The following is a 24,014-nucleotide window of genomic DNA, read 5'->3' on the forward strand; positions in this document are numbered from 1 at the left end:
GGTTCGTCGGGGCGCGGCGGGTCTTTGGCCCCGTCGCGTCCCGGTCGGTTACAAGGCGGATCGTCGTCGTGCCAGCGGTGCCGACGACGGCCCACACGTCAAGCGTGCGCGCCTCCGCTCACGCGTTCTTGCGCCCGCGATGGTTCGGATCGACGCCGCCTTCCGGGGTGGTCTCGTTCTCCACGTCGCCCTCGAAGGTCGAGTCGGCCTCGATCTGCGCCGGATCGGTCCCGGTCAGGCCCTTGGACTGGCCGATGCCGGGATTGCCCTTCAGGTCGGCATCGGTCGGCGTGTCGGTCTTGAGGTGCTTCGACATTGGGGCGTCTCCTATCCGCGTGAGACCGGGCAACCGCGCCCCGCGGGCGCCGTTCCGGGCGCCGATGTCGCGGTTCCAGCCTCACAGGACGGCGGAGAGCACCTCGTCGAGGGTCACGGTGCGGCCGGCCTCGCGGGAGAGCCGCAGCAGGGTCGATTGGCGAAAGCGCGGGTCGGTGGTGACCTCGCGGCCGAGCCAGTCGGGGGCGGCGTAGGCCTGGGCCTCGTGCTCCAGCTCGATCTCGGCCAGGATCATACCGTCGAGGGCGCCGTTATAGACGTCGATCTCCCAGACGAGCCCGCCGTGCAGCACCCGGTGGCGGGTCTTCTCGATCAGGCAGGTGTCGCAGACGAGGCGCAGCATCGCCTCCCCGTCCTCCCGCGGGATCTCGTACTCGAATTCCGGCCGCCCGAGCCCCTGGCGCTCGCCCTTGACGGTGAGGAAGGCGCGCTCTTCGTCGAGCCGCACCCGCACCTTCCCGTTCTCGAACTGCCCGACGAGGCCGTCGGTCAGCCGCCGCCGGCCGATCACGCCCGCCTTCCAGCCGTCGTGGACGACCAGGAATTTCCGCTCGATCTCGAAACGCATCACGACAGGACAGCTGGACGACGGAGTAGGCCCGCCTCCTTCAGCGAGACCCGACTAGGACAAAACCGGATTGTACGCCATCCAACGCTGAGCGCGCGCCGGATGCGGCGCGCGCGGGGCTCGGACCGGCCTTCAGCGCCAAAACGGCTTGGCATCGACCAGTTCGGCATGCGCCTCCGCGGCCTCGTCGAGCAATGCCCGCTCCCGCACTTCGACGTCGGCGGCGGCCATGCCGGCGGCGAACAGCGTCGAGGCGCCGGCCGCGATCCCGGCCTCCTCGACGACTTCCGCGCGCACCACCTCGTGGGCCGTGGCGATGTCGTTGAGCGCGCCGAGCCCATCCTGCAGGCCGGACAGGGCCTTGACGAAGGCGGCGTGGCGCCGGCCCGCCTTGCGGCCCGAATAGAGGCTCGCGAAGAACTCCGCACCATAGCGCAGCTTCTTCGCCGCGATGCGGACCCGGTGGCGCTCCTCGGGGCTGAGCCGGTCGAGGCGGCGCCCGCGCTTCTTCACCTGCCGACGGCGGCGGTCGAGTTCGCGCTCGGCGAAGTCGATCGCCGGCTCGTCGCGGCGCACCGGTCGGTCGCCGCGCGTATCGCGCAGCCACGGCCCGGCATTGATCCAGCCGATCAGGTCGAGCACCAGCGCGCGCCACGCCTCGGAGGCGAGCAGGGCCTCGACCTCGGCATAGGCCTTGGTGCGCGCCTCCTCCAGTTGCCGCTCCAGGCCGAGCAGGCCGATCTCGTCCGGGTGTCGCTCGCGCTCGGCCGGCAGGGTGGTGGCGAGGAAGACGTCGAGGTTGCGGGCGCGCCCGAGCGGCTCGGTCATCCGCTTCAGCTCGGCCCGCAGCCGCTCGCCCTGGGCGTCCTCCACGAGGTCGCCGAACAGCGAGAAGGCCGAGCGCAGGCGCCGGATCGCCACCCGCATCTGGTGCAGCGCGCCCGGCTCCCGCCGCTCCAGCAGCACCGCCTCGTTGAGCCGCATGTGGCGCAGGCAGGCATGGGCGATGGCCCGGAACGCGTCCGCGGCGTTCGCATCCTCGCGCAGCGGCACGGCCTCCGCCTTGATCCGCTCCGGCTCGCCCGCGGTGAGCGCGTAGCCGCGCTCGGCCTTGGTCTGCACCCCGAGCCGCACCGGCACCAGGGCGGCCACCGCATGCGCCAGGGCGAACAGGTCGCTGGCCGCGCCGTCCTTCAGCTCCAGCTCGATCTCGCAGATCGGGGCGATCCGGTCGCCGGCCGCGGGCGAGGCGATCCGGCCGGTGTCGAGGGCGACCTCCACCGTCGAGCTGCCCTGGCGCACGAGATAAGTCTTGCGCGTCACCGCGGTGGTGAAGAGCGGGGCGAGCGTCGCGTCGGGACCGAGGATGTCGGGGAGCGGCGTGTCGGCGAGCACGCCGAGATCGGGCTCCGGGCCCTCGATCGCCTGTTCCCATTCGGGCCGCTCGAACAGCCCGTCGCCCTCGGCCTTGAGCGTCTGGACGTACCGCTCGCCGATCCGGCGCACCCGCAGGCCGAAGCCCGCCGCCCGCAGAGCCCGGTCCGGCGTGTCGTAATAGACCGAGGCGAGTTCGGCCTCATCCTGCTCGGACGCCTCCCGCAGCAGCGGATGGTCCTGCAGCACGGCGAGGTCGGAGGGCTCGCATTCCAGTTTCAGCTCGATCTCCCGCGGCTCGCTCATCCGGTCCGTCCCGATCCCTGCTTCTCGCGTCTCGGCCGCGGCGCGGCCGTTCATGAGACCGGACAACGCCGCGATACGCGGATTGGATCGGCCGCGGCGGCGCCTGCGCATTCCCGAGGCGTCGCGATCGTCGCGAAAATTGCTCGACGAATTCGTGGAACCCTTATGGCCGAGCTTATAGAAGAGCGGTCGCCCTCAAACAGGTGACGCGACCATGGCTCCCTCCCGCATTACCCCGGATTCCCTCCTCGTCGGCGACGCCGGCGGTTGGCACACCGGAAATCGGACAATCACCTACGCCTTCATCTCCCAAGTGCCGGATTACTATCCGAAGGTCGATACGAACCGGGACGGTAAGGTCGATTCCTATCTGATCGCCAGCGGTGACACGACGGAGCTGGACTCGACGGCGCCGTTCGGCGCGAACGTCGCGATGGGCCGGGCGGAGGCCCAGCTCACGCGCCAAGCCATAAAGGAATGGGCGGAGGTCGCCAACCTCAACCTCGTCGAGGTCAAGGCCGGCCCCGGCCTCAAGGTCGCCGACATCACCCTCGGTTCCTACAAGTTCGCCGACGAGAACCTGTTCGGTTTCGTACCGGGTCTGCCCCGGTCCACCGACACGGACATCCCCGCCGGCCAACTCGGCGTGCCGTCCGCCCACGGCGACTTCTGGGTCAACACCGGCAATCCCCAGCAGCTCGGCGCCGTGTACGGCAATACCGGCTGGCAGACCTACCTGCACGAACTCGGCCACGCGCTGGGCCTGGAGCATCCCGCGGGCGAGGGGGAGTTCGATCAGCCCGTCCCGTTCCACAACAACCAGTACACGGTGATGTCCTACATCGCCCATCCGGGCGAGGCGGGCGTCCCGGCCGCCGACCAGGATTGGCCGATCACGCCGATGATGTACGACATCGCGGCGATCCAGAAGCTCTACGGCGCCAACCTCGAGACGCGGGCCGGTGCCACGAGCTATTTCGGCGCGAAGGGCCAGTACGCCCTCAAGGACGGCGGCCTGCTCGCCAACGGCCGCAGCGCGATCCTCACCGTGTGGGATGCCGGCGGCCTCGACACGATCGACGCCTCGAACCAGACCGGCTCGGTCAAGATCGACCTCAATCCCGGCGCCTTCTCGACCATCGGCAAGGTCGCGAACAACATCGGCCTGGCGCTCGCCCACACGGTCAACGGCGTCATCGTCAACCTGATCGAGAACGCCAAGGGCGGCTCGGCCGCCGACATTCTGATCGGCAATGTCGGCAACAACACCCTCGAAGGCGGAGCCGGTGCGGACCGGATGTCGGGCGGGGCCGGCAACGACACCTACCTCGTCGATCGCTACGCCGACCTCGTGTTCGAGCAGGCGGGCGGCGGCACCGACCGCGTGTTCGTCCAGAACCACTTCGCGCTCAAGGGCGGCCAGGAGATCGAGAGCCTGAGGCTCCTCGCCTCGACCGGCACGACCAAGCTCAACCTCGCCGGCAACGAGTTCGGCCAGTCCATCGTCGGCAATGCCGGCGCCAACGGCCTGGAGGGCAAGGGCGGTAACGACATCCTCACCGGCGGGCGCGGCGCCGATTCGTTCGTGTTCGCTTCCGCCCTGGGGAAGACCAACGTCGATCGGATCACCGACTTCGCGTCCGAGGACACGATCCTGCTCGACGACGCGATCTTCGAGGCCCTGGCGCCGGGCGGGCTCAAGGCGAGCGCGTTCAAGGACATCGCGAAGGGTAGGGTCGATGCCGACGATCATATCCTCTACGACAGCCGGGACGGCTCCCTGTTCTACGACACCGACGGCTCGGGCAAGGCGGCGGCGGTGAAGTTCGCCGTGCTCGACAACAAGGCGGCGATCACCCACGCGGACTTCCTGATCGCCTGACGGCGCGTCCGGCTTGTCGGCCGGATGAGGCGCGCATCCTTGAGGCCGTGTCCGATGCGTCGGGCACGGCCTTTGCGCGGGAAGGCGTCACGCGAACCGAATCTTTGGGGTCGGGACGGCGGATCGTCCCGTGCGCTCGGGGCAAAGGTCCACTACATCCCGTCCATCGACCGCCCTAGACTCATCCGCGGTGGGCCGCCCCCGCGGGCGGTGCGCCGTACGCTCCGAGCCGCTGCCCCAATCTCCCTGCCCGAGCCCGCCCATGACCCTCATCGCCCCCTCGATCCTCGCCGCCGACTTCGCGCGCCTCGGCGAGGAGACGCGGGCCATCGCCGGGGCCGGGGCCGACTGGATCCATCTCGACGTGATGGACGGGCATTTCGTGCCCAACATCAGCTTCGGCCCTGCCATCGTGAAGGCGTTGCGGCCCTGGACCGACAAGCTGTTCGACGTCCACCTGATGATCGCGCCCGCCGACCCCTACCTCGCCGCCTTCGCCGAGGCCGGCGCCGACGCGATCACGGTCCATGTCGAGGCCGGCCCCCACATCCACCGCTCGCTCCAGACGATCCGGGGGCTGGGCAAGCGCGCGGGCGTGGCGCTCAACCCCGGCACGCCGGCCAGTGTGATCGAGCCCGTGCTCGACATGGTCGATCTGGTGCTGGTGATGACGGTCAATCCCGGCTTCGGCGGCCAGAGTTTCATCGAGTCCGCGCTGGAGACGGTCTCGCGGGTGAAGGCCCTGACGGCGGGCCGGTCGATCGGCATCTCGGTCGATGGCGGCGTCACCCCCGAGACCGCCGGCCCGGCCGCGGCGGCCGGCGCCGACATCCTCGTGGCGGGCTCCGCCGCGTTCAAAGGCGGCCCCGACCAGTACCAAAAGAACATCGCGGCGATCCGCGAGGCCGCCGCGACGGCGACCGGCCGGGACGGTGCGCGATGCTGAAGGCGCTGATCTTCGACGTCGACGGGACGCTCGCCGAGACCGAGGACCTTCACCGCCAGGGCTTCAACCGCGCCTTCCGGGCGCTCGGCCTGCCCTGGGACTGGTCGCCGGACCTCTACGCCGAACTCCTCAAGGTGATGGGCGGCAAGGAGCGGCTGGTCCACTACATCGAGCGCTTCCATGCGGATCAGGCCGAGAGCCTGAAGGCGCGGCTGCCCGAGATCCACGACCTCAAGACCCGCTTCTACGGCGAACTCGCCGAGGGCGGGCATCTCGGCCTGCGGCCCGGCGTCGGGCGGCTGGTGGGGCAGGCGCGCGCCCGCGGCGTGCGGCTGGCGGTGGCCACCACCACGAGCCGGCCCAACATCGACCTCCTGCTGCGCATCAATTTCCCCGGCCAAAACCCCTTCGACGTGATCGCGGCGGGCGACGAGGCGGCGCAGAAGAAGCCCGCGCCGGACATCTTCGCGCTCGCCGTCCACCGCCTCGGCATCGACCCGTCCGAGGCCATCGCGTTCGAGGATTCGGCCGCGGGCATCCGCTCGGCGCTCAGCGCCGGCCTGCCGGTGCTCGCCACCCGCAGCCGCTACACGCAGAGCCACGCGCTCGACGGCGCCTTCTCGGCGGTGTCCGACCTCGGCGAGCCGGGGGCGCCGCACACCCACCTGCAGGGCGTGACGTGGCCGGACGGAATCGTCACCCTCGACGCGCTCGCCGCGTGGCACGCGGGCCAGCTCCACGGCTCGGCCTGACGGCGGCCGATCGCTTCGGCGCCGTCGCCCGATGACGGCGGAGGCTGAAGCAGTCGAGAAACGTCCCCCTACGCCGCCCGCCCCCGCCGGCCCTCCACCAGCCACATCGCCAGCACGGCGGCGGCCAGAGCCGCGAGCGCCCACAGGCCGATCCCGAGCGGATAGACCTCGACGCCGCGGATCGTGGCGCTGTCGCTCGGGCGGAAGCCGATCCAGTCGGCGCCGCCTAAGCGCCCGCCGCGGGTGATCTGGAGGCGGGGCACGTCGAGACCGCCGCCCGCCGCCGCCACGCGGCGGATGGTGCCGCCGGAGGCCTCGGCCACGCCCTTGAGGCGCTCGGTGTCGCTGAACACGTCGGCGAGTTCGCGCGGGTTGGCCGGGCCGACGCTGACGAAGGCGACGAGGGTGCCGGAGCGCAACGTGTGCAGGCCGAGGCTCTCGGCTTCAAAAGTGGCGCTGAACAGGCCGGGCTCGGCCTTGGTGAGCGTCAGCGTGCGCTCCTTGCCGGTCGGGCCGGTGACCGTGACGGGGCCGGCTTCCTCGGCCATGGTCTGGCGCTCGACGCGCACCTCGCGGCCGCGACCGGTGGTTTGGGCGCGCAACGCCTCCTCTTCGAGGGCCGGCTCCTTCATCAGCCAGTGGGCCAGCCGCCGCAGCAGGTCGAGATAGGGGCCGCCCTGCTGGTAGCCGCGGGCCCAGAGCCAGGCCTGATCCGACAGCATCAGGGCGACGCGGCCCTTGTCCTCCCGCGACAGGGCCAACAGCGGCAGACCGTTGGCGCCGGACAGGATCGGCTGCACGCCCGCGCGGGTCTGGGCCGAGACGATGCGCAGCCAGTCGCCCCAGGCGGGCGGGTTCGAGTCCGAGCCGGGCAGCGCGCGGGTGACCGGATGGCGCTGGCCGGTGTCGGTGAGCGCGGCCTTGTAGGGCTGCTCGACCACCTTCATCGACGGATCGCCCGGCAGCACCGCCGACAGCCGCGTGCGGGCAAGGCTCGCGGGGCCGGCGAATTCGGGGCCGGCGGCGATCAGAAGCGCGCCGCCCTCGCGGACGTAGCGGACGATGTTGTCGAAATAGGCCGACGGCAGCACGCTCTGGTTGGCGTAGCGGTCGAAGATGATCAGATCGAAGTCCTTGATCTTCTGGACGAACAGCTCGCGCGTCGGGAAGGCGATCAGCGAGAGTTCGGAGATCGGCGTGCCGTCCTGCTTCTCCGGCGGGCGCAGGATCGTGAAGTGGACGAGATCGACCGACGCGTCCGACTTCAAGAGGTTGCGCCACGTGCGCTCGCCCTGGTGCGGCTCGCCGGAGACCAGCAGCACCCGCAGCTTCTCGCGGATGCCCTCGATGGGGAGCACCGCGCGGTTGTTGACGGTGGTCAGCTCGCCCGGCAGCGGCTCGACCTCGATCTCGACCACGTTCGGGCCGCCATGCTCGATCCGCGTCGTCAGCGAGAACGGCGTGCCGGTCGCGATGGTCTGCCGGTCGATCTCCTCGCCGTCGCGGCGCACGCTGACGGTCGCGGAGCCGGTGCCGCCGCGCTCCATCACCTCGGCGCGGATGGTCACGTCCTTGCCGACGATGCCGAAGCGGGGGGCTTCCAGCATGCGGATCTGGCGGTCGCGCTCGTCGGGCCGCCCGGTGACGAGGACGTGCAGCGGCGCCTTGAAGCCCAGCGTCTCCAGGGAGGCCGGGATGTCGTGCACCACGCCGTCGGTGAGCATGACGACGCCGGCCACCCGCTCGGTCGGCACGTCGGCGAGCGCCTGGGTCAGCGCGGTGAACAGCTTGGTGCCGTCGTCGCCCTCCGAGCCCTGCGCGTCGCCGACCTCGATGAAGCGCGGCTCGATGTTGGTGAGCGAGCCGAACCGGCGCTCCAGCTCGGCCTTCACCGCGTCGGTCATGGCCGGGCGATCGCCCAAGCTTTGCGAGCCGGAGCGGTCCACGACGATGGCGGCCACGTCCTTCACCGGGTCGCGGTCCTCGCGCACCAGGGAGGGGTTGGCGAGCGCGGCGATCACCAGGGCGAGCGCGAGCGCGCGCAGGAGCGCGGTGCGCCCGCGGGCGAGGATCGCGACGACGACGAGGATCGCGGCGAGCACACTGACGCCGGCGAGCACCGGCCAGGGGACCAGGGGGGTGAAGCTGAGGCTCAGCATGAGGTGAGGCCTTCAAGCGCGGGATATCCCCTCCCCCTTGCGGGGAGGGGTAGGGGTGGGGGTGGCCCAGGATGAAGTGGAGCGGTGCCTTCTGCACCACCCCCACCTCCAACTCCTCCCCGCAAGGGGGAGGAGAGCGGGTCGAGCATGCCCCAAAAGAATCACTGGCCCAGCCGCTCCAGCAGCGCCGGCACGTGGACCTGATCGGCCTTGTAGTTCCCGGTCAGCGTGTAGATCACGATGTTGATGCCGCCCCGGAACGCCATCTCGCGCTGCCGCTGGTCGCCGTTGACCGGATAGAGCGGCTCGCCGTTGCGGCCCACCGCCCAGGCGGCGGCCAGATCGTTGCCGGTGATGATGAGCGGGGTGACGCCGTCGCCCGCGCGCGCCGGGCGGCGCTCGCCGCCTTCCGCCGCGGGGGGAATGGTCTCCACCCAGGTCTGGCCGTTGCCGTAGCGGCCGGGGAAGCTGTCCACGAGGTAGAACGCCTTGGTGAGTACGTGGTCGGGCGGCACCGGCTCCAACTCCGGCACTTCGAGGGTGCCGAGCATCTTGCGGAGATAGGCGGTCTCCGGGGTCGGCGGGCCGCCGGCGCGGGCGGTCTGGGCGTCGCGGGTGTCGAAGATCACCGTGCCGCCGTTGCGCATGAAGGCGTCGATCTTGCGGATCGCCGCCTCGCTCGGCTGCGCGCGCCCGGCGACGATGGGCCAGTAGATCAGCGGGTAGAAGGCCAGCTCGTCCTTCTCGGGATCGAGGCCCGCGGGCTCGCCCGGCTCCAGGGCGGTGCGGGCGGCGAGCATCTGGGTCAGGCCGGTGAGGCCGGCCCGGCTCGCGGTGTCGATGGCGGCATCACCCGTCACGACGTAGGCGAGCCGCGTGTTGAGGGCGGATTCGGTGCCGTTGGGCCGGTTGGCGGCGGGCACCTGCGCGTGAGCCGGCGGGGCCGTCGCCACGAGCCCGGCGCCCAGAACGGCGGCGAGGACGAGGGCGGCCGGCGCCGCGCGCCCGCGCGACAAGCGACCGGCGCCGCGCAAGAAGCCGCCGAGCCAGAGGCCGGCCAGGGTGTCGAGGGCGAGCAGCAGCAGCGCGAGGGTGAACAGGGTGGCGCGCAGGTCCACCGTCTCGGCGCCCGCGAGCGAGCCGATCCGGGCGCCGGAGAGCGCGGCGATGTCGAGCGGTTCGAGCCGGTCGCCGGGGCGCAGCGCGTTGACGGCGATGCCGCCCTCGGCCGCGCCGTAGAAGCCCGGCGGATGCTCGGGGCCGGCCCGATCCGCGAAATCGGCCGGGACCGCGGTGGCGCCGGCAGGCGGGGAGCCGAGCGCGCCGAAGCCGTCGAGCGTCAGGCGCGGGGCGAGCAACGCGGCCTTGGCTTGGCGCCCGTCGCCCTCCACGAGCTTGGCGGAGGGGCCGGCGAGCCCGACGACCCGGCGGAGCATGTCGACGAACAGGCCCGACAGCGGCAGGTTCGACCACGTGGTGTCGGCGGTGACGTGGAACAGCACCACGAGCCCCTGCCCCCGCTTCTGCGCGGTGACGATCGGCGTGCCGTCCTGCAGGGCCGCCCAGGTCTTGCCCGGAAGGTCGCCGTCGGGCTCGGCCAGGATCTGGCGGCGGATGCCGATGTCGGCGGGCGGGTTGAGCCCGGCGAAAGGGCTCTCGGGCGCGAAGGCCGCGAGCGTCTTCGGCCGGTCCCAGGAGAGGGTGCCGCCGAGCGAGCGCCCGCCGCGGCGCAGGCGCACCGGCACGAGCGGATCGTTGCCGGCGGCCAAGCGCGGACCGGCGAAGCGCAGGAGCAGGCCGCCCTCGTCCACGAATTGTTCGACGCGGGCCAGCGTGCGCTCGTCGAGCGCGCCGACATCGGCGAGCGCCAGCACCGAGACCTGATTGTCGAGCATCTGCCCGATGGCCTCGGATGTGCCCTGCCCGCCGCGGGGCTGCTGCACGTCGGCGAACGGCGAGAGCGCCTTGGCGAGGTAGTAGGTCGGGGCGAGCAGCGGCTGGGCCTGATCGAGGGTGCCGCCGAAGACGAGGCCGACCCGGCGGCGCCGGCCGCGCTCGTCCATCAGCACCACGGCCCCGGCCGAGCCCTCGCCCTCGATCTCCAGGCGGGCGATGGCGTTGCGCAACTCCACCGGCAGATCGAAGGCGACGCTCGTCTCGCGGGCCTCCGGCTCCAGGGTGAAGCGGCTCTCGGCCAGCGGCAGACCTTTTGGGTCGAGGGCGCGCACGAGGCCGGTGTCGCGGCCGTTGGGGGCGGCGCGCAGCACCTGCGCGGAGAGCTTTTCGCCTGGCTGCTGCGGCGCACCTTCGAGGGCGAGCGCGGGCGGACGGTCGGCCTTGAGCAGGGTCATGGCGCTGCCGTGCTTGGCGGCGAGTTCGGCGAGCCCCTTCGCGAAGTCGGTGTCGCCCGCGCCGCGCACGCCGTCTGCGATCCAGACGATGGAGGCGCCGGGCGTGCGCTCTAGGAAGGTACTGACGGAGGCCAGATGCGCGCCGCGGTCGGCGAGGTGCGGGCGCGGCTTGATCGCGCGCAGGCGCTCCAGGGCGGCGGCGGGCGGGCGCGCCTCGAACGGAGCGGGGCCTTCCGCGCTCGCCACCAGGGCGACCGGGCGCCCGTCGCGGGCGGCGGCCTCGACCTCGTCGGTGGCGGCGCGCAGGCGGTCGCGCCAATCGTGGGCGGCGGTGAAGCCGTTGTCGAGGATGAGCAACAGCGGGCTGCGGCCCGAGGCGGCGCCGATGCCGGACGGGTTCCAGACCGGGCCGGCCACCGCCAGGATCAGGCAGGCGGCGGCGAGAATCCGCAGGATCAGCAGCCAGGGCGGGGTGCGGGCCGGAGTCTCGCGCTTGGGGAGGATGTCGGCCATCAGCGCCAGCGGCGGGAAGCTGATGCGGCGCGGGCGCGGCGGCGTGACCCGCAGCAGGATCCAGAGCGCGGGCAACGCCACGAGGGCGGCGAGCGCGAGCGGGGCGGCGAAGGTGAGGGGAATCCCGAACACGCCTTGCCTTTCAGCCGAGCCCGCGCGCGGCGGCGACGAGGGTGAGGACGCGGAGCGCCGCCTCGGTCGCGGGCCGGTCGGTGCGGTGGATCGTCATCGTCCAGCCCCGCTGCCGGGCGATCTCGGCGAGGCCGTCGCGGTGCGCGGCGATGCGCGTGCGGTAGGCCTCGCCCCAGGCGCCGGCCTCGCCGATGTCGAGGCTGACGTTGCCTTGGGGATCGTGCAGCACGGCTTGCCCCGTGAAGGGGAAGGTCTCTTCCACCGGATCGACCACCATCACGAGATGGCCGTGGGTGCCGCGCGTCGAGATCGCCAGCACCGAGGCGCGCACGGCGTCGAGCGGGGTGAGGAAGTCGCTGATCAGCACGGTCTCGTCGAAGCGGCCGGGGCTGGCGGGCGGCGGCAGATCCTGGCTCAGCCCGGCGCGGTCGTTGACCAGCGATTGCGCCAGCGTCTCGACGATGCCGCGGGCGGCCGACGACCGGGTGAGGCCGAGCAGCCCGACCCGCTCGCCGCCGTCGACGAAGGTGTCGGCGAGCGCCAGCCCCAGCACCAGCGCGCGCTCGACCTTGGAGGTCGGAGCGAGATCGGAGGCGAAGCCCATGGAGGCGGAGCGGTCGATCCAGAGCCAGATGTTGTGGGCGGCCTCCCACTCGCGCTCGCGCACGTAGAGCCGGTCGTCGCGGGCCGAGCGGCGCCAGTCGATGCGCGCAGCGGCCTCGCCGTTCACGAACGGGCGGAACTGCCAGAAACTCTCGCCCGGCCCGGCGCGGCGGCGGCCGTGCAGGCCGTGCGCCAGCGTGCCGGAGACGCGGCGCGATTCGAGCACGAGGCGCGGCATCCGCCCGGCGAGATCGAGCGCCCCGCCGGTCTCGGGCCGCCCGGGGCGGCGGCTGTCGGCCTCGACGAGCCGGGTGGAGGCCATCGGGTCGGTCCCGTCAGAGCTTGGCGGCGAGCTGGCCGATCAGGCCGGTCACGCTCTCGCCGTCGGCACGCGCCGCGAAGGTTACGGCCATGCGGTGCTTGAGCACCGGCTCGGCCAAAGCCTTCACGTCGGCCACGGAAGGGGCGACGCGGCCCTCGATCAGGGCGCGGGCGCGCACGGCGAGCGTCAGCGCCTGGCTGGCGCGGGGGCCGGGGCCCCACTGAAGTTTCTTGGCGACCGACGGATCGCCGCCCTCGGGGCGGGCCGAGCGCACGAGATCGAGGATCGCATCGACCACCGCCTCGCCCACCGGCAGGCGCCGCACGAGGCGTTGCGCCGTGAGCAACTGCTCGGTGCTCATTACGGCCTTGGCCCGTGCGTCCTCGACGCCGGTCGTCTCGATCAGGATGCGGCGCTCGGCGGCGCGGTCCGGATAGCCGACATCGATCTGGAGCAGGAAGCGGTCGAGCTGCGCCTCGGGCAGGGGGTAGGTGCCCTCCTGCTCGATCGGGTTCTGGGTCGCCAGCACGTGGAACGGGCGCGGCAGGTCGTGGCGCTCGCCCGCGACCGAGACGAAGTGCTCCTGCATCGCCTGGAGCAGGGCCGATTGCGTGCGCGGGCTGGCGCGGTTGATCTCGTCGGCCATCAGCAATTGCGTGAAGACCGGGCCCTTGACGAAGCGGAACGAGCGGCGGCGCTCGGCGTCCTCGTCGAGGATTTCGGTGCCGAGGATGTCGGAGGGCATCAGGTCGGGGGTGAACTGCACCCGCCTTGCGTCGAGGCCGAGCACGGTGCCCAGCGTCTCGACGAGCTTGGTCTTGGCGAGCCCCGGCAGGCCGACGAGCAGGCCGTGGCCGCCGGCCAGAATCGTCACGAGGGCGAGATCGACGATTCTTTCCTGGCCGAAGATGACCCCGTGGATCGCCTCCCGCGCCTCGTGGATCGCGGACAGGCAGGTCTCGGCGGTGGCGACGATCCCGTCGTCGAGGCTCGTCGTGCTGGCCGAACCGGCGCCCTGTGCCATGCGGTCGAATCTCCGGATGCCGGGCGGCGAAGGTCGAGCGCCCGGGATTACGTGGCAAGTCTGGCGCCGAACGCGCACCGAACGCAAGCGCGGCGCTGCCGCGCGGCGGATGAGCGCTATATGGGCGGCTCGGCAGCCGAGGGCAGGCGGCCCGCGACATCTTGCATCCCGCCGGGCCGCCGCCCGGCATTTTGGTACGGAGGCCGACCCTTCATGACCGACGAGGAAAGCGCGGCGTTTCCCGCGGGCTGGGAGGCCTTCACTGATCCGGGCTTCATCGCCCATATCGGCCCGGTGCATCACCGCACGGTGGGCGGCCGGCGCGACTTCGCATTCCGCACCGACGAGCGCCACGGCAATCTGGTCGGCATCGTCCATGGCGGCGCGCTGCTGACCTTCGCCGACCGGGCGCTCAGCATCGTGGTGCGCGAGGCCGCCGACGACGCCCCCTGCGTCACCGTCGAGATGTCGAGCCAGTTCGTGGACGCGGCCAAGATCGGCGACCTGATCGAGGTGACGCCGGAGATCGTGCGACAGACCGCGTCGCTGGTGTTCGTGCGCGGCACGCTGACGAGCGGCGGGCGGGCCTTGGTCGCCGTTACCGGCATCTGGAAGGTGCTGAAGCAGAAGCCCGGTTAAGGGCCGTCTCCCTGCGGGGCGCGGCCTGCCATATATTCGGGGCATGAGCCAAGATGCCTCGGATCCGGCCCCCGATCCCGCCCTCGCCCGCCTGAGCGCCGCCCTCGGCGATCTCGGCACGCGCGGGCCGCCGCCGGTGGAGCGGTGGAATCCGGAGCATTGCGGCGACATCGACATCCGCATCGCGGCCGACGGGACGTGGTTCCACAACGGTTCGCCGATCCGGCGGGGAAAGCTCGTCAAGCTGTTCGCCTCGATCCTGCGGCGTGAGCCCGACGGCTCGACCGTGCTGGTGACGCCGGTCGAGAAGGTGCGCATCGCCGTCGAGGACGCGCATTTCACCGCCGTGGAGATGGCGGTGGAGGGCGCGGGCGAGAGCCGTCGCATCGCCTTGCGCACCAACGTGGACGATCTCGTCCCCGTCGATGCCGAGCATCCCCTGCGGTTCGAGGATGGGGCGGAGGGCCTCAAGCCGTATGTCCGCGTACGCGGCGGGCTGACCGCGTTGGTGAGCCGGGCGCTCACCTACGATCTCGTCGAACTCGCCGAAGAGCGCAGCATCGACGGGCAGGAATGGCTCGGCCTGTGGGCCGGGGGCGTCTTCCACCGCATCGCCTCAGCCGAGGCTGCCGCATGAAGCTGCCCGAGACGGCGGCCGATCCCGCGACCGCGCCGCCGACCGGGCGCGAGCCGGCCAACCCCGCCGACTTCCGCCGCCCCGGCTTCCTGGCGCGGGCCGAGGTCGGGCTGTCGCGCGCGCCGCCCGGCCCCGGCGTGCCGCTCGCGAACCCGCGCGGCGACCACGACCTCGATCCCGGCGGTCCGGCGACCGCTCCCGCCGCGCCCCACCGCGACGCCGCGGTGCTGGTGCCGGTGATCGAGCGCGAGGACGGCATGAGCGTGCTGCTGACGCGCCGCGCCGCGCATCTGCGCGACCATTCGGGCCAGATCGCCTTCCCCGGCGGCAAGGTCGATCCGGGCGACGTCTCGCCCATCGACACGGCTCTGCGCGAGGCCCGCGAGGAGATCGGCCTGACAGACGATTCCGTGCGCCCGCTCGGCTATCTCGATCCCTATCTCTCGGCGACCGGCTTCCTCGTGGTGCCGGTGGTCGGCCTCGTGGCGGCGGACGCGGTGCTGAGCCTCAACCGCGACGAGGTGGACCTCGCCTTCGAGGTGCCGCTCAGCTTCCTCATGGATCCGGCGCGGCATCTCGTCCGCTCGCGGGCGTGGCAGGGCCGGACGCGCTACTTCTACGCCATCCCGCACGGCGAGCACCTGATCTGGGGCGTCACGGCGGGGATCGTGCATAACCTCTACGAGCGCCTCTACGCCTGACCCACAGTTCAGCCCCGCGAAAACCCGAAAAGAATGCTGCGCCTCGTTCTCGAACAGATCGCCCTGTTCTCGCTGCCCTTCATCCTCTTCGCCGGCTGGCTGCTGCTCGCCCGCCGCTCGCCGCTCGACGGGGCCGAGTGGAAGCCGCAATGGACCCGGCTCGTGCTCGCCGGGCTGTTCGTCGTGGTGGTCTCGCTGGTGATGACCGGGCTGACCGGCGAGCGCCACGCCGAGGGCTACGTGCCGCCGCGCTACGAGAACGGGCGCTTGGTGCCGGGCCATTTCCAGTGACGCCGCTGCCCCCCGGCCTCGATCCCGAGGGCCCCGCCCGGCTCCTCGCCCGTCCGGGCGTGCGCGCCTGCCTTGCCGCCCTCGATGCTCCGGCTGAGGAAACCCGCCTCGTCGGCGGCTGCGTGCGCGACGCGCTGCTCGGGCGCACCGCCAGCGACGTCGATCTCGCCACCACGATCCTCCCTGAGGCCGTGATCGCGCGGGCCCGCGCCGCCGGCCTCAAGGCGGTGCCGACGGGGATCGAGCACGGCACCGTCACCCTGGTGGTGGCTGGCGAACCGCACGAGGTCACGACGCTGCGCGAGGATGTCGAGACCGACGGGCGCCACGCCGTCGTCCGCTTCGGCCGCGACTTCTTGCGGGATGCCGAGCGGCGCGACTTCACCGTCAACGCGCTCTCGCTCTCCCCCGACGGCACGCTCCACGACACCACCGGGGGCGTGGCCGACCTCGCGGCAAGCCGCGTGCGCTTCATCGGTGAGGCCGCCACCCGCATCCGCGAGGACTTTTTGCGGATCCTGCGCTTCTTCCGGTTCCACGCCCGCTACGGGCGGGGCGACCCGGACCCGGAGGGGCTCGCCGCCGCGGTCGCGGCCCGCGACGGCCTGACCCGGCTCTCGCGCGAGCGGGTGCGGGCGGAGTTTTTGAAATTGCTGCTGGCGCCGCGCGCGGTCGAGGCCGTCGCGACGTTGAGCGAGACCGGCCTGCTCGCGCGCATCACCGGCGGCGTCGCCGAACTCGGGCGGCTGGCTCGTGCGGAAACGGAGCCGGTCGTGCGGCTCGGCGCGCTCTGCGTGCTGACCCGCGAGGATGCCGACCGGCTGCAGGACACCTTGCGCCTGTCCAAGGCCGAGCAGGCCGACCTCACGGCCTACGCCGATGTGCTGGCGCACCTGCACGGCCGCCCCGCCCTCGACGCGGCGGATGTGCCGGCGCTCGTGGCCGATCACGGCGCCGCGCTCGCGCGGACGGCGCTACGCATCCTCGACGGCGAGCCGCGCCCGCTCGTGACGGACGAGGCCAGGGCTAGTTTGGATCGGATGGCGCGAGACGGCACGCGCCCGGTCCTGCCGCTGACCGGCGCCGACCTCGTAGCCCGCGGCGTGCCGCCGGGTCCGGGCGTGGGACAGGCCCTTCGCGCCGCCCGCGCCCTGTGGCTCGCCGAGGGCTGCCCGAGCGATGCGGGGGTGAAGGATCGGCTGCTCGCCCACGCGCTCACGAAAGCAAGCGTCCCTATAACGAATTAGCGCGTTGGCAAGCCGCAGAGCCCCCCTCTCCCCGCACGCGGGGAGAGGGTCGCGACGACCCTGTCGTCGTCGCGACAAGCGGTAGCGAGGGTGAGGGGAACTCGACGGAAGAGGCTGGTCCTGAATCGCCCCCTCACCTTCGGCTGCCGCCTCGCTCTGCCGACGACGAGGTCGGCAGAGCCCTCTCCCCGCGTGCGGGGCGAGGGGATGCGCGGGCGATGGCACGTGAAACCTGAGAGGTAGCCAGGCTAAGGAATAGCGAGCCCTGAAAACGAAAAAGGGCGCCGGTGACCCAACGCCCTTCTCGAAAACTCGAAAAAAAACTCAGAGGCTGAGCGTGTGGCGGGCTTCGCGAAGCTGGACGATCTGGCTGTTGAGCTCTTCGCGCTTGGCCGGGTCCTGGGTCGCGTCGCGGGCCATCTCGGCGGCCTCGATCTCCCCATCGATCGTGGCCGGGCTGATCTCCTCGATCGGCGCGGCGCGCTCGGCCAGCACAGTCACGGCCTTGGGACCGATATCGGCGAAGCCGCCCTGCACGTAGATGCGCTTGCCGGAGCCGGCCTGCTCGGTGACCGTGATCACGCCGACCTTGAGCGAGGTGATGACCGGCGCGTGGCCCGGCAGCACGGTCATCTCGCCCTCGGAGCCGGGCAGCTGCACCGCCTCGACCTGACCGGAATACAGCGTCCGCTCGGGGCCGACGAAATCGAACTGGAAGGTGGCCATGCGTCAGTGTCCGCGAGAGGAGGGGCGGCGCGCGGACGGGTGTCGCGCGCGCCGGATGGAAGCGTCGTCGGCTTACGCGGCGAGCTTCTTGGCCTTCTCCTGGGCCTCCTCGATGGAGCCGACCATGTAGAAGGCCGCCTCCGGCAGGTCGTCGTACTTGCCCTCGACCAGGCCCTTGAAGCCCTTGATCGTGTCTTCCAGCGCGACGAGCTTGCCCGGCGAGCCGGTGAACACCTCGGCGACGTGGAACGGCTGCGAGAGGAAGCGCTCGATCTTGCGGGCGCGGGCCACCGTCAGCTTGTCCTCTTCCGACAGCTCGTCCATGCCCAGGATCGCGATGATGTCCTGGAGCGACTTGTAGCGCTGCAGGGTCTGCTGGACGCGGCGGGCGACGTCGTAGTGCTCCTCGCCGAGGATCGCCGGCGAGAGCATGCGCGAGGTCGAGTCGAGCGGGTCCACCGCCGGGTAGATGCCCTTCTCGGCGATCGAGCGCGACAGCACGGTCGTGGCGTCGAGGTGGGCGAACGAGGCGGCGGGCGCCGGGTCGGTCAGGTCGTCGGCCGGCACGTAGATCGCCTGCACCGAGGTGATCGAGCCCTTGTTCGTGGTGGTGATGCGCTCCTGCAGGGCGCCCATGTCGGTGGCGAGCGTCGGCTGGTAGCCCACCGCCGAGGGGATGCGGCCCAGCAGAGCGGACACTTCCGAGCCGGCCTGGGTGAAGCGGAAGATGTTGTCGACGAAGAACAGCACGTCCTGGCCCTCGTCGCGGAACTGCTCGGCGATGGTCAGGCCGGTCAGCGCCACGCGCGAGCGGGCGCCGGGCGACTCGTTCATCTGGCCGTAGACCAGCGCGCACTTGGAGCCCTCGGCCGAGCCGTTGTTCTCGGCGGGGTTCTTGTTGACGTTGGACTCGATCATTTCGTGGTAGAGGTCGTTGCCCTCGCGGGTGCGCTCACCCACGCCGGCGAACACCGAGTAGCCCGAGTGTGCCTTGGCGATGTTGTTGATCAGCTCCATGATCAGCACGGTCTTGCCGACGCCCGCGCCGCCGAACAGGCCGATCTTGCCGCCTCGGGCGTAGGGGGCGAGCAGGTCCACCACCTTGATGCCGGTGACGAGGATCTGCGCCTCGGTCGACTGCTCGTCGTAGGACGGGGCCGGCTGGTGGATGGCGCGCAGGGTGTCGGACTGGATCGGGCCGGCCTCGTCGATCGGCTCGCCGATGACGTTCATGATGCGGCCGAGCGTGTTGTGGCCGACCGGCACGCGGATCGGGGCGCCGGTGTCCTCGACGGACTGGCCGCGCACGAGGCCTTCCGAGGTGTCCATGGCGATGCAGCGCACGGTGTTCTCGCCGAGCTGCTGGGCCACTTCGAGCACGAGGCGGTTGCCCTGGTTCTTGGTCTCCAGCGCGTTCAGGATCTCCGGCAGGTGACCCTCGAACTGCACGTCGACCACCGGGCCGATGACCTGGGTGATCTTGCCCTTGGCGTTGGTGGAGGTGGGGGCGGCGGTGTTGGCCATGATGCCTGTCCTTCGGATGCGTGCGGACGCGTATTTAAGTGATCAGAGCGCTTCCGCGCCCGAGATGATTTCGATGAGTTCCTTGGTGATCATGGCCTGACGCGTGCGGTTGTAGATCAGCGTCTGCTTCTTGATCATCTCGCCCGCGTTGCGGGTCGCGGAATCCATGGCGCTCATGCGCGCGCCCTGCTCGGAGGCGGCGTTCTCCAGGAGCGCGCGGTAGACCTGGACGGTCAGGTTCTTCGGCAGCAGCGTTTCGAGGATCGTCTCCTCGGAAGGCTCGAACTCCATGGCGGCGTCGGAGCCGGCACCCGTCGTGGTCGAGCCGTCGGTCTGCGGCAGCTCGGCCGGGATCAGGCGCTGGGCGGTCGGGATCTGCGAGATCACCGAGCGGAACTCGGAGTAGAACAGCGTCGCCACGTCGAACTCGCCGGCGTTGAAGCGGGCGACGATCTTGTCGGCGATCTGCGAGGCGAACTCGTAATCCACCGGCTTGGTGCCGCGGATGTCCATGCTCTCGACGATCCGGTCGCGGTACTGGCGGCGCAGGATGTCGAGGCCCTTCTTGCCCACGGTCATGATCTTGACCGTCTTGCCTTCGGCCTCCAGCTTGCGGACGTGCTCGCGGGCGAGACGCACGATCGAGGAGTTGAAGGCGCCGCACAGGCCGCGGTCGCCGGTGCAGACCACGAGCAGGTGGACGCGGTCCTGGCCGGTGCCCGAGAGCAGGCGCGGGGCATCGATGCCGCCGACGAGGTTGCCCGCGAGGTTGGCGAGCACGTTCGACATCTTCTCGGCGTAGGGACGCCCGTTCTCGGCGGCGTTCTGGGCGCGCCGCAGCTTGGCGGCGGCGACCATCTGCATCGCCTTGGTGATCTTCTGCGTCGCCTTCACCGAGGTGATGCGGTTGCGCAGGTCCTTCAAGCTGGCCATCGAGGGGCGTCCGGGTCCGTTCGGGAGGGCCTCTCCTCCCCGGGCGGGGGAGGAGCCGGAGAGGGTCGTTCGGGACGAGGGCCGTCGGCCGCCGTCCCCGATCCCTTCCTCATACGGAAGGGATCGGATCGTCCGAGGGCGTTAGCCTTCGAGCGACTTGGAGATGCTTTCGACGACGCCCTTGAGCTTGTTCGCGCTCTCGTCGGACAGGTCCTTGGAGTCGCGGATCGTGGTCAGCAGGTCGGCGTGCTTCGAGCGGAGCGTGCCGAGCAGCTGGTCCTCGAAGGCGCGGACCTTGTTGAGCGGCAGCTTGTCGAGGTAGCCGTTGACGCCCGCGTAGATCACCGCGACCTGCTCTTCCATCTTCAGCGGCGAGAATTGCGGCTGCTTCAGGAGTTCGGTCAGGCGCGAACCGCGGTTCAGCAGGCGCTGGGTCGAGGCGTCGAGGTCGGAGCCGAACTGCGCGAAGGCGGCCATCTCGCGGTACTGCGCCAGCTCGCCCTTGATCTTGCCGGCGACCTTCTTCATCGCCTTGGTCTGGGCCGAGGAGCCCACCCGCGACACCGAGAGGCCGACGTTCACCGCCGGGCGGATGCCCTGGTAGAACAGGTCGGTCTCGAGGAAGATCTGGCCGTCGGTGATCGAGATCACGTTGGTCGGGATGTAGGCCGACACGTCGTTGGCCTGGGTCTCGATGACCGGAAGCGCGGTGAGCGAGCCCTTGCCGGCGGCGTCGCCCATCTTGGCGGCGCGCTCGAGCAGGCGCGAGTGGAGGTAGAACACGTCGCCCGGATACGCCTCGCGGCCCGGCGGGCGGCGCAGCAGCAGCGACATCTGGCGGTAGGCCACCGCCTGCTTGGAGAGGTCGTCATACACGATCACGGCGTGCATGCCGTTGTCGCGGAAGTACTCGCCCATGGCGCAGCCGGAGAACGGCGCGATGAACTGCATCGGCGCGGCGTCGGAGGCCGTGGCGGCGATGACGATGGAGTATTCCATCGCGCCCTGGTCCTCCAGCACCTTCACGAACTGGGCCACCGTCGAGCGCTTCTGGCCGATGGCGACGTAGACGCAGTAGAGCTTGGCGTTCTCGTCCGAACCGGCATGGGCCGGCTTCTGGTTGAGGATGGTGTCGAGCGCGATGGCGGTCTTGCCGGTCTGGCGGTCGCCGATGATCAGCTCGCGCTGGCCGCGGCCCACGGGGATGAGGGCGTCGATCGCCTTGAGGCCGGTGGCCATCGGCTCGTGCACGGACTTGCGCGGGATGATGCCCGGTGCCTTCACGTCGACGCGGCGGCGCTCGGTCGTCTGGATCGGGCCCTTGCCGTCGATCGGGTTGCCGAGGCCGTCGACCACGCGGCCGAGCAGGCCCTTGCCGACCGGCACGTCCACGATGGCGCCGGTGCGCTTGACGGTCTGGCCTTCCTTGATCTCGCGGTCGGAGCCGAAGATCACGACGCCGACGTTGTCCTGTTCGAGGTTGAGGGCCATGCCGCGCACGCCCGACTCGAACTCGACCATCTCGCCGGCCTGGACGTTGTCGAGGCCGTAGACGCGGGCGATGCCGTCGCCGACCGCGAGCACCTGCCCGACTTCCGTGACCTCGGCCTCCTCGCCGAAGTTCTTGATCTGCTCTTTCAGGATCGCGGAGATCTCGGCGGCGCGGATGTCCATCGTCGGGCCTCTTTAAGGTCGGGTGTCTGTTTCGTCGGTTACGGTCGGTCGCGAGGCCGAGGCCTCAGCGGGCTTCCCGCATGGCAAGGCGGATGTTGTTGAGCTTGGTCCGCAGCGAGGCGTCGACCATGCGGGAGCCCATCTTCACGACGATGCCGCCGATGAGGGCGGGATCGACATGCAGGTCGATCTCGACTTCGGTCTTGGCGACGTCGCGCAGGCTGCCCTTGATCTCTTCGATGATCGCGTCGGAGGGTTTTTCCGCCACGCGGACCTCGGCGCGGACGATGCCCTTGGCCTCGCGCACCTTCTCGCGATAGGCGCGGATCATGTCCGGGAGCGCGAACAGGCGGCGGTTGGCGGCCGAGAGCTTGATGAAGTTGGCGGCCAGGCCGGAGATACCGGCCTTGGCGAGCAGGGCGCCCACGGCGGCCGTCTGCTGCTCGGCGGAGAAGGCCGGGCTCTTCACGAGGCGGCGGAGATCCGCGCTCTCCTTGTAGAGCGCGTCGAACGCGTCGAGGTTCTGGGCGACGTCATCGACCTGCCGCTCGTCGCGGGCCAGCTCGTACAGGGCCAAAGCGTAGCGACCGGCAACGCCTGCCACCAGGGGACCCTCGGAACCGTTCTGCGCCACCCGTCGCTCTCTCTTGTCCTTTGCCCGCCGCTCTCTCTCAGCCCGCGTCCGCCCGTGACGGCGAAGGCTGCAAGACCGTGGGGATTGGAATGGCGCCGGGCACGGAAGGCCCTGAAGGGTCTCCCCATGGCGCGGCTGTCGCCTAGCATGGGCTCCGGGGGTGTGCAAGGCGAAGTCAGGGCGGGGGATGGGCGCTTTGAAGGCAGGGCTGTCCCGGACTTCGAACACGGTCAATCGGCCGATCGCACAACGACCATTAGATTCGACCCTGGCGGGAGCGCGTCGCCGTGCGGCGGCGCTGAAACACGTCGGGGGTCCCGGCTTCCCGGAACCCCCGATGCGAACGCAGATCACGGACACCTGCCGGGATGCCCAACTCCGGATCTCTTCACCCGAACCGCTTGGCGGCTCGCGCTACTTTGCCCACACCGTGACGGCATGGGCGCGTGAGGAGGCCGTTCTCACCTCAGAACCGTGTTCCGCGTGAGCGATAGGTATGCATGCCACCACCGGTTCCGCAAGGGCGGCGCGGACCGGATTAGATCCACCCCTGCAATTCCCGCCGCACCACGTGCTCGATCACGCGCATGCCGAGGTCGGAATCGTTGAGGCAGGGGATGAAGGCGTAGTGTTCGCCGCCGTTCTCCTCGAAATAGTGGCGGTTCTCGCCGTCGAGTTCCTCCAGCGTCTCCAGGCAGTCGGCGGTGAAGCCCGGCGCCACGATCGCCATGCGCTTCACGCCGGACTTGGCCAGCGCCTGCACGGTCTCGTCGGTGTAGGGCTTGAGCCATTCCTCGTTGCCGAAGCGCGACTGGAAGGTCACCCGCATCCGCTCGGGGCTGTAGCCCATCGCCTCGCGGATGAGGCGGCCGGTCTTGAGGCACTGGCAATGGTAGGGGTCGCCCTTCAAGAGGTAGCTCTTGGGCACGCCGTGGAACGAGGTGAGGATCACCTCCGGCTCGAAATCGAGTTTTTGCAGCCCCTCGCGGATCGATTGGGCCATGGCCTCGATATAGACGGGGTCGTCGTGATAGGGCGGCGAGACGCGGACCGTCGGCTGCCAGCGCATCTGCATCAGCGCCTTGAACGCCTGGTCGCAGGCGGTGGCCGAGGTCGCCGCCGCGTATTGCGGATAGAGCGGCACGAGCAGGATGCGGTCGCAGCCCTCGTCGAGCAGCGCCTGGATGCGCACCGACACCTCGGGCTTGCCGTAGCGCATCGCCCAATCGACCAGCACGGTGTCGCCCATGGCGGCCTGAAGCTTCTCGCACTGGCCGCGGGTGATGGTCTTGAGCGGGCCCTCGTCCAGCTCCTTGTTCCAGATGCTGTCGTAGTCGCGGCCCTTCGGCCCGGGGCGCTTCGACAGGATGACGAGGTTGAGGAGCGGCCACCAGATCAGGCGCGGCACCTCGATGACGCGGCGGTCGGACAGAAATTCCTTGAGGTACCGGCGCATCGGCCAGTAGCTCGTGCCCTCGGGGGTGCCGAGGTTCATCAGCAGCACGCCGACGCGGCCGGTCCGCACCGCCGGATGGTCGGGCGGCAGGGTGGTGGGGGCGACGCGAACGGGTTCGCGCAAGAGAGTCTGGGGTTCGACGCGTTCGTTCATCGGGCTTCCGGTCACGGGCAGGCCGCCTCCCTCTGACGCAGGGCCGTCGTCGAGGCCTCAAGGCGATCAGGTTGTGCGCTCCCGCCGTTCGATCTAGAGCAGGCGGCCGTCCAAGACCAAGAATCTCTGCT

Annotated in this window: 21 protein-coding genes and 1 pseudogene; 9 read left to right on the plus strand and 13 right to left on the minus strand. The window is 70.8% G+C overall.

Annotated features, from left to right (window positions below; genetic code table 11):
• Positions 1 to 118 precede the first annotated feature (118 nt).
• The 3 genes from AAHG03_RS21440 to AAHG03_RS21450 all read right to left on the minus strand — a co-directional run bounded on the left by AAHG03_RS21440 (position 119) and on the right by AAHG03_RS21450 (position 2,584).
• Positions 119 to 316, minus strand: coding sequence for a hypothetical protein (locus AAHG03_RS21440; protein WP_342153057.1), 198 nt, complete (start codon positions 314 to 316; stop codon positions 119 to 121).
• 81 nt (positions 317 to 397) lie between these two features.
• The gene (locus AAHG03_RS21445) at positions 398 to 904 is read right to left on the minus strand and encodes a CYTH domain-containing protein (protein ID WP_342153058.1); all 507 of its coding nucleotides are present in this window, start codon (positions 902 to 904) and stop codon (positions 398 to 400) included.
• 132 nt (positions 905 to 1,036) lie between these two features.
• Positions 1,037 to 2,584, minus strand: a complete 1,548-nt coding sequence (locus AAHG03_RS21450) for a CYTH and CHAD domain-containing protein (RefSeq protein WP_342153059.1) — start codon at positions 2,582 to 2,584, stop codon at positions 1,037 to 1,039.
• Positions 2,585 to 2,798: 214 nt separating this feature from the next.
• On the opposite strand from AAHG03_RS21450, the gene AAHG03_RS21455 reads away from it, so the two are divergent.
• From AAHG03_RS21455 to AAHG03_RS21465, 3 genes are all read left to right on the plus strand, one after another.
• Positions 2,799 to 4,466, plus strand: coding sequence for a M10 family metallopeptidase (locus AAHG03_RS21455; RefSeq protein ID WP_342153060.1), 1,668 nt, complete (start codon positions 2,799 to 2,801; stop codon positions 4,464 to 4,466).
• 262 nt (positions 4,467 to 4,728) lie between these two features.
• Positions 4,729 to 5,412: a ribulose-phosphate 3-epimerase gene (gene rpe / locus AAHG03_RS21460; RefSeq protein ID WP_342153062.1), complete on the plus strand. Its 684-nt coding sequence runs from the start codon at positions 4,729 to 4,731 to the stop codon at positions 5,410 to 5,412.
• On the plus strand, positions 5,406 to 6,164 hold the full coding sequence (locus AAHG03_RS21465) for an HAD-IA family hydrolase (protein ID WP_342153063.1): 759 nt from the start codon (positions 5,406 to 5,408) through the stop codon (positions 6,162 to 6,164). Before rpe ends, AAHG03_RS21465 begins: the two co-directional genes overlap by 7 nt.
• A gap of 68 nt (positions 6,165 to 6,232) precedes the next feature.
• Here AAHG03_RS21465 and AAHG03_RS21470 read toward each other — a convergent pair whose 3' ends face one another.
• The 4 genes from AAHG03_RS21470 to AAHG03_RS21485 form a co-directional block, all read right to left on the minus strand.
• Positions 6,233 to 8,323 carry a hypothetical protein gene (locus AAHG03_RS21470; RefSeq protein WP_342153064.1) on the minus strand — a complete coding sequence of 697 codons (2,091 nt, stop codon included), beginning with the start codon at positions 8,321 to 8,323 and terminating at the stop codon, positions 6,233 to 6,235.
• Between the two features lie 161 nt (positions 8,324 to 8,484).
• On the minus strand, positions 8,485 to 11,319 hold the full coding sequence (locus AAHG03_RS21475) for a DUF4159 domain-containing protein (RefSeq protein WP_342153066.1): 2,835 nt from the start codon (positions 11,317 to 11,319) through the stop codon (positions 8,485 to 8,487).
• Between the two features lie 10 nt (positions 11,320 to 11,329).
• The gene (locus tag AAHG03_RS21480) at positions 11,330 to 12,244 is read right to left on the minus strand and encodes a DUF58 domain-containing protein (protein WP_342153067.1); all 915 of its coding nucleotides are present in this window, start codon (positions 12,242 to 12,244) and stop codon (positions 11,330 to 11,332) included.
• Positions 12,245 to 12,257: 13 nt separating this feature from the next.
• Positions 12,258 to 13,268 (minus strand): AAA family ATPase, encoded by a 1,011-nt coding sequence (locus tag AAHG03_RS21485; protein WP_342153068.1) that lies wholly within the window; start codon positions 13,266 to 13,268, stop codon positions 12,258 to 12,260.
• A gap of 213 nt (positions 13,269 to 13,481) precedes the next feature.
• On the opposite strand from AAHG03_RS21485, the gene AAHG03_RS21490 reads away from it, so the two are divergent.
• The 6 genes and pseudogenes from AAHG03_RS21490 to AAHG03_RS21515 form a co-directional block, all read left to right on the plus strand.
• Positions 13,482 to 13,907 (plus strand): PaaI family thioesterase, encoded by a 426-nt coding sequence (locus tag AAHG03_RS21490; protein WP_342153070.1) that lies wholly within the window; start codon positions 13,482 to 13,484, stop codon positions 13,905 to 13,907.
• Positions 13,908 to 13,950: 43 nt separating this feature from the next.
• Positions 13,951 to 14,544, plus strand: a complete 594-nt coding sequence (locus tag AAHG03_RS21495; RefSeq protein WP_342153071.1) for a DUF1285 domain-containing protein — start codon at positions 13,951 to 13,953, stop codon at positions 14,542 to 14,544.
• Positions 14,541 to 15,245: a CoA pyrophosphatase gene (locus AAHG03_RS21500; RefSeq protein WP_342153073.1), complete on the plus strand. Its 705-nt coding sequence runs from the start codon at positions 14,541 to 14,543 to the stop codon at positions 15,243 to 15,245. Before AAHG03_RS21495 ends, AAHG03_RS21500 begins: the two co-directional genes overlap by 4 nt.
• 33 nt (positions 15,246 to 15,278) lie before the next feature.
• Positions 15,279 to 15,536: a DUF6111 family protein gene (locus AAHG03_RS21505; protein WP_342153074.1), complete on the plus strand. Its 258-nt coding sequence runs from the start codon at positions 15,279 to 15,281 to the stop codon at positions 15,534 to 15,536.
• Between the two features lie 5 nt (positions 15,537 to 15,541).
• Complete coding sequence (locus AAHG03_RS21510; protein ID WP_342153149.1) at positions 15,542 to 16,783, plus strand: CCA tRNA nucleotidyltransferase; 1,242 nt, start codon at positions 15,542 to 15,544, stop codon at positions 16,781 to 16,783.
• 23 nt (positions 16,784 to 16,806) lie between these two features.
• A pseudogene (locus AAHG03_RS21515) lies at positions 16,807 to 16,995 on the plus strand (hypothetical protein); the annotation flags it as partial.
• Between the two features lie 112 nt (positions 16,996 to 17,107).
• On the opposite strand, the gene AAHG03_RS21520 reads toward AAHG03_RS21515, so the two are convergent.
• The 6 genes from AAHG03_RS21520 to hemH form a co-directional block, all read right to left on the minus strand.
• On the minus strand, positions 17,108 to 17,509 hold the full coding sequence (locus AAHG03_RS21520) for a F0F1 ATP synthase subunit epsilon (protein ID WP_056241723.1): 402 nt from the start codon (positions 17,507 to 17,509) through the stop codon (positions 17,108 to 17,110).
• A gap of 72 nt (positions 17,510 to 17,581) precedes the next feature.
• Entirely contained in the window at positions 17,582 to 19,033 is a 1,452-nt protein-coding gene (atpD, locus tag AAHG03_RS21525; RefSeq protein ID WP_342153076.1) for a F0F1 ATP synthase subunit beta, read from the minus strand.
• A gap of 42 nt (positions 19,034 to 19,075) precedes the next feature.
• Positions 19,076 to 19,966 (minus strand): F0F1 ATP synthase subunit gamma, encoded by an 891-nt coding sequence (locus AAHG03_RS21530; protein ID WP_342153077.1) that lies wholly within the window; start codon positions 19,964 to 19,966, stop codon positions 19,076 to 19,078.
• 141 nt (positions 19,967 to 20,107) lie between these two features.
• Positions 20,108 to 21,640 (minus strand): F0F1 ATP synthase subunit alpha, encoded by a 1,533-nt coding sequence (gene atpA / locus AAHG03_RS21535; RefSeq protein WP_342153078.1) that lies wholly within the window; start codon positions 21,638 to 21,640, stop codon positions 20,108 to 20,110.
• A 64-nt stretch (positions 21,641 to 21,704) separates the two neighbouring features.
• The gene (locus AAHG03_RS21540) at positions 21,705 to 22,274 is read right to left on the minus strand and encodes a F0F1 ATP synthase subunit delta (RefSeq protein WP_342153079.1); all 570 of its coding nucleotides are present in this window, start codon (positions 22,272 to 22,274) and stop codon (positions 21,705 to 21,707) included.
• Positions 22,275 to 22,812: 538 nt separating this feature from the next.
• Positions 22,813 to 23,883 (minus strand): ferrochelatase, encoded by a 1,071-nt coding sequence (gene hemH / locus AAHG03_RS21545; RefSeq protein ID WP_342153081.1) that lies wholly within the window; start codon positions 23,881 to 23,883, stop codon positions 22,813 to 22,815.
• Positions 23,884 to 24,014: the final 131 nt, after the last annotated feature.

It is taken from the genome of Methylorubrum subtropicum (assembly GCF_038442325.1).
Classification (GTDB): domain Bacteria; phylum Pseudomonadota; class Alphaproteobacteria; order Rhizobiales; family Beijerinckiaceae; genus Methylobacterium; species Methylobacterium subtropicum.

Coding starts and splice junctions, on each gene's coding strand:
- AAHG03_RS21505 (WP_342153074.1), top strand. CDS start 15,279: ATGCTGCGCCTCGTTCTCGAACAGATCGCCCTGTTCTCGCTGCCCTTC.
- hemH (WP_342153081.1), bottom strand. CDS start 23,883: ATGAACGAACGCGTCGAACCCCAGACTCTCTTGCGCGAACCCGTTCGC.
- AAHG03_RS21485 (WP_342153068.1), bottom strand. CDS start 13,268: ATGGCACAGGGCGCCGGTTCGGCCAGCACGACGAGCCTCGACGACGGG.
- AAHG03_RS21530 (WP_342153077.1), bottom strand. CDS start 19,966: ATGGCCAGCTTGAAGGACCTGCGCAACCGCATCACCTCGGTGAAGGCG.
- AAHG03_RS21495 (WP_342153071.1), top strand. CDS start 13,951: ATGAGCCAAGATGCCTCGGATCCGGCCCCCGATCCCGCCCTCGCCCGC.
- rpe (WP_342153062.1), top strand. CDS start 4,729: ATGACCCTCATCGCCCCCTCGATCCTCGCCGCCGACTTCGCGCGCCTC.
- AAHG03_RS21445 (WP_342153058.1), bottom strand. CDS start 904: ATGCGTTTCGAGATCGAGCGGAAATTCCTGGTCGTCCACGACGGCTGG.
- AAHG03_RS21470 (WP_342153064.1), bottom strand. CDS start 8,323: ATGCTGAGCCTCAGCTTCACCCCCCTGGTCCCCTGGCCGGTGCTCGCC.
- AAHG03_RS21520 (WP_056241723.1), bottom strand. CDS start 17,509: ATGGCCACCTTCCAGTTCGATTTCGTCGGCCCCGAGCGGACGCTGTAT.
- AAHG03_RS21440 (WP_342153057.1), bottom strand. CDS start 316: ATGTCGAAGCACCTCAAGACCGACACGCCGACCGATGCCGACCTGAAG.
- AAHG03_RS21465 (WP_342153063.1), top strand. CDS start 5,406: ATGCTGAAGGCGCTGATCTTCGACGTCGACGGGACGCTCGCCGAGACC.
- AAHG03_RS21455 (WP_342153060.1), top strand. CDS start 2,799: ATGGCTCCCTCCCGCATTACCCCGGATTCCCTCCTCGTCGGCGACGCC.
- AAHG03_RS21490 (WP_342153070.1), top strand. CDS start 13,482: ATGACCGACGAGGAAAGCGCGGCGTTTCCCGCGGGCTGGGAGGCCTTC.
- AAHG03_RS21450 (WP_342153059.1), bottom strand. CDS start 2,584: ATGAGCGAGCCGCGGGAGATCGAGCTGAAACTGGAATGCGAGCCCTCC.
- AAHG03_RS21500 (WP_342153073.1), top strand. CDS start 14,541: ATGAAGCTGCCCGAGACGGCGGCCGATCCCGCGACCGCGCCGCCGACC.
- AAHG03_RS21480 (WP_342153067.1), bottom strand. CDS start 12,244: ATGGCCTCCACCCGGCTCGTCGAGGCCGACAGCCGCCGCCCCGGGCGG.
- atpD (WP_342153076.1), bottom strand. CDS start 19,033: ATGGCCAACACCGCCGCCCCCACCTCCACCAACGCCAAGGGCAAGATC.
- atpA (WP_342153078.1), bottom strand. CDS start 21,640: ATGGACATCCGCGCCGCCGAGATCTCCGCGATCCTGAAAGAGCAGATC.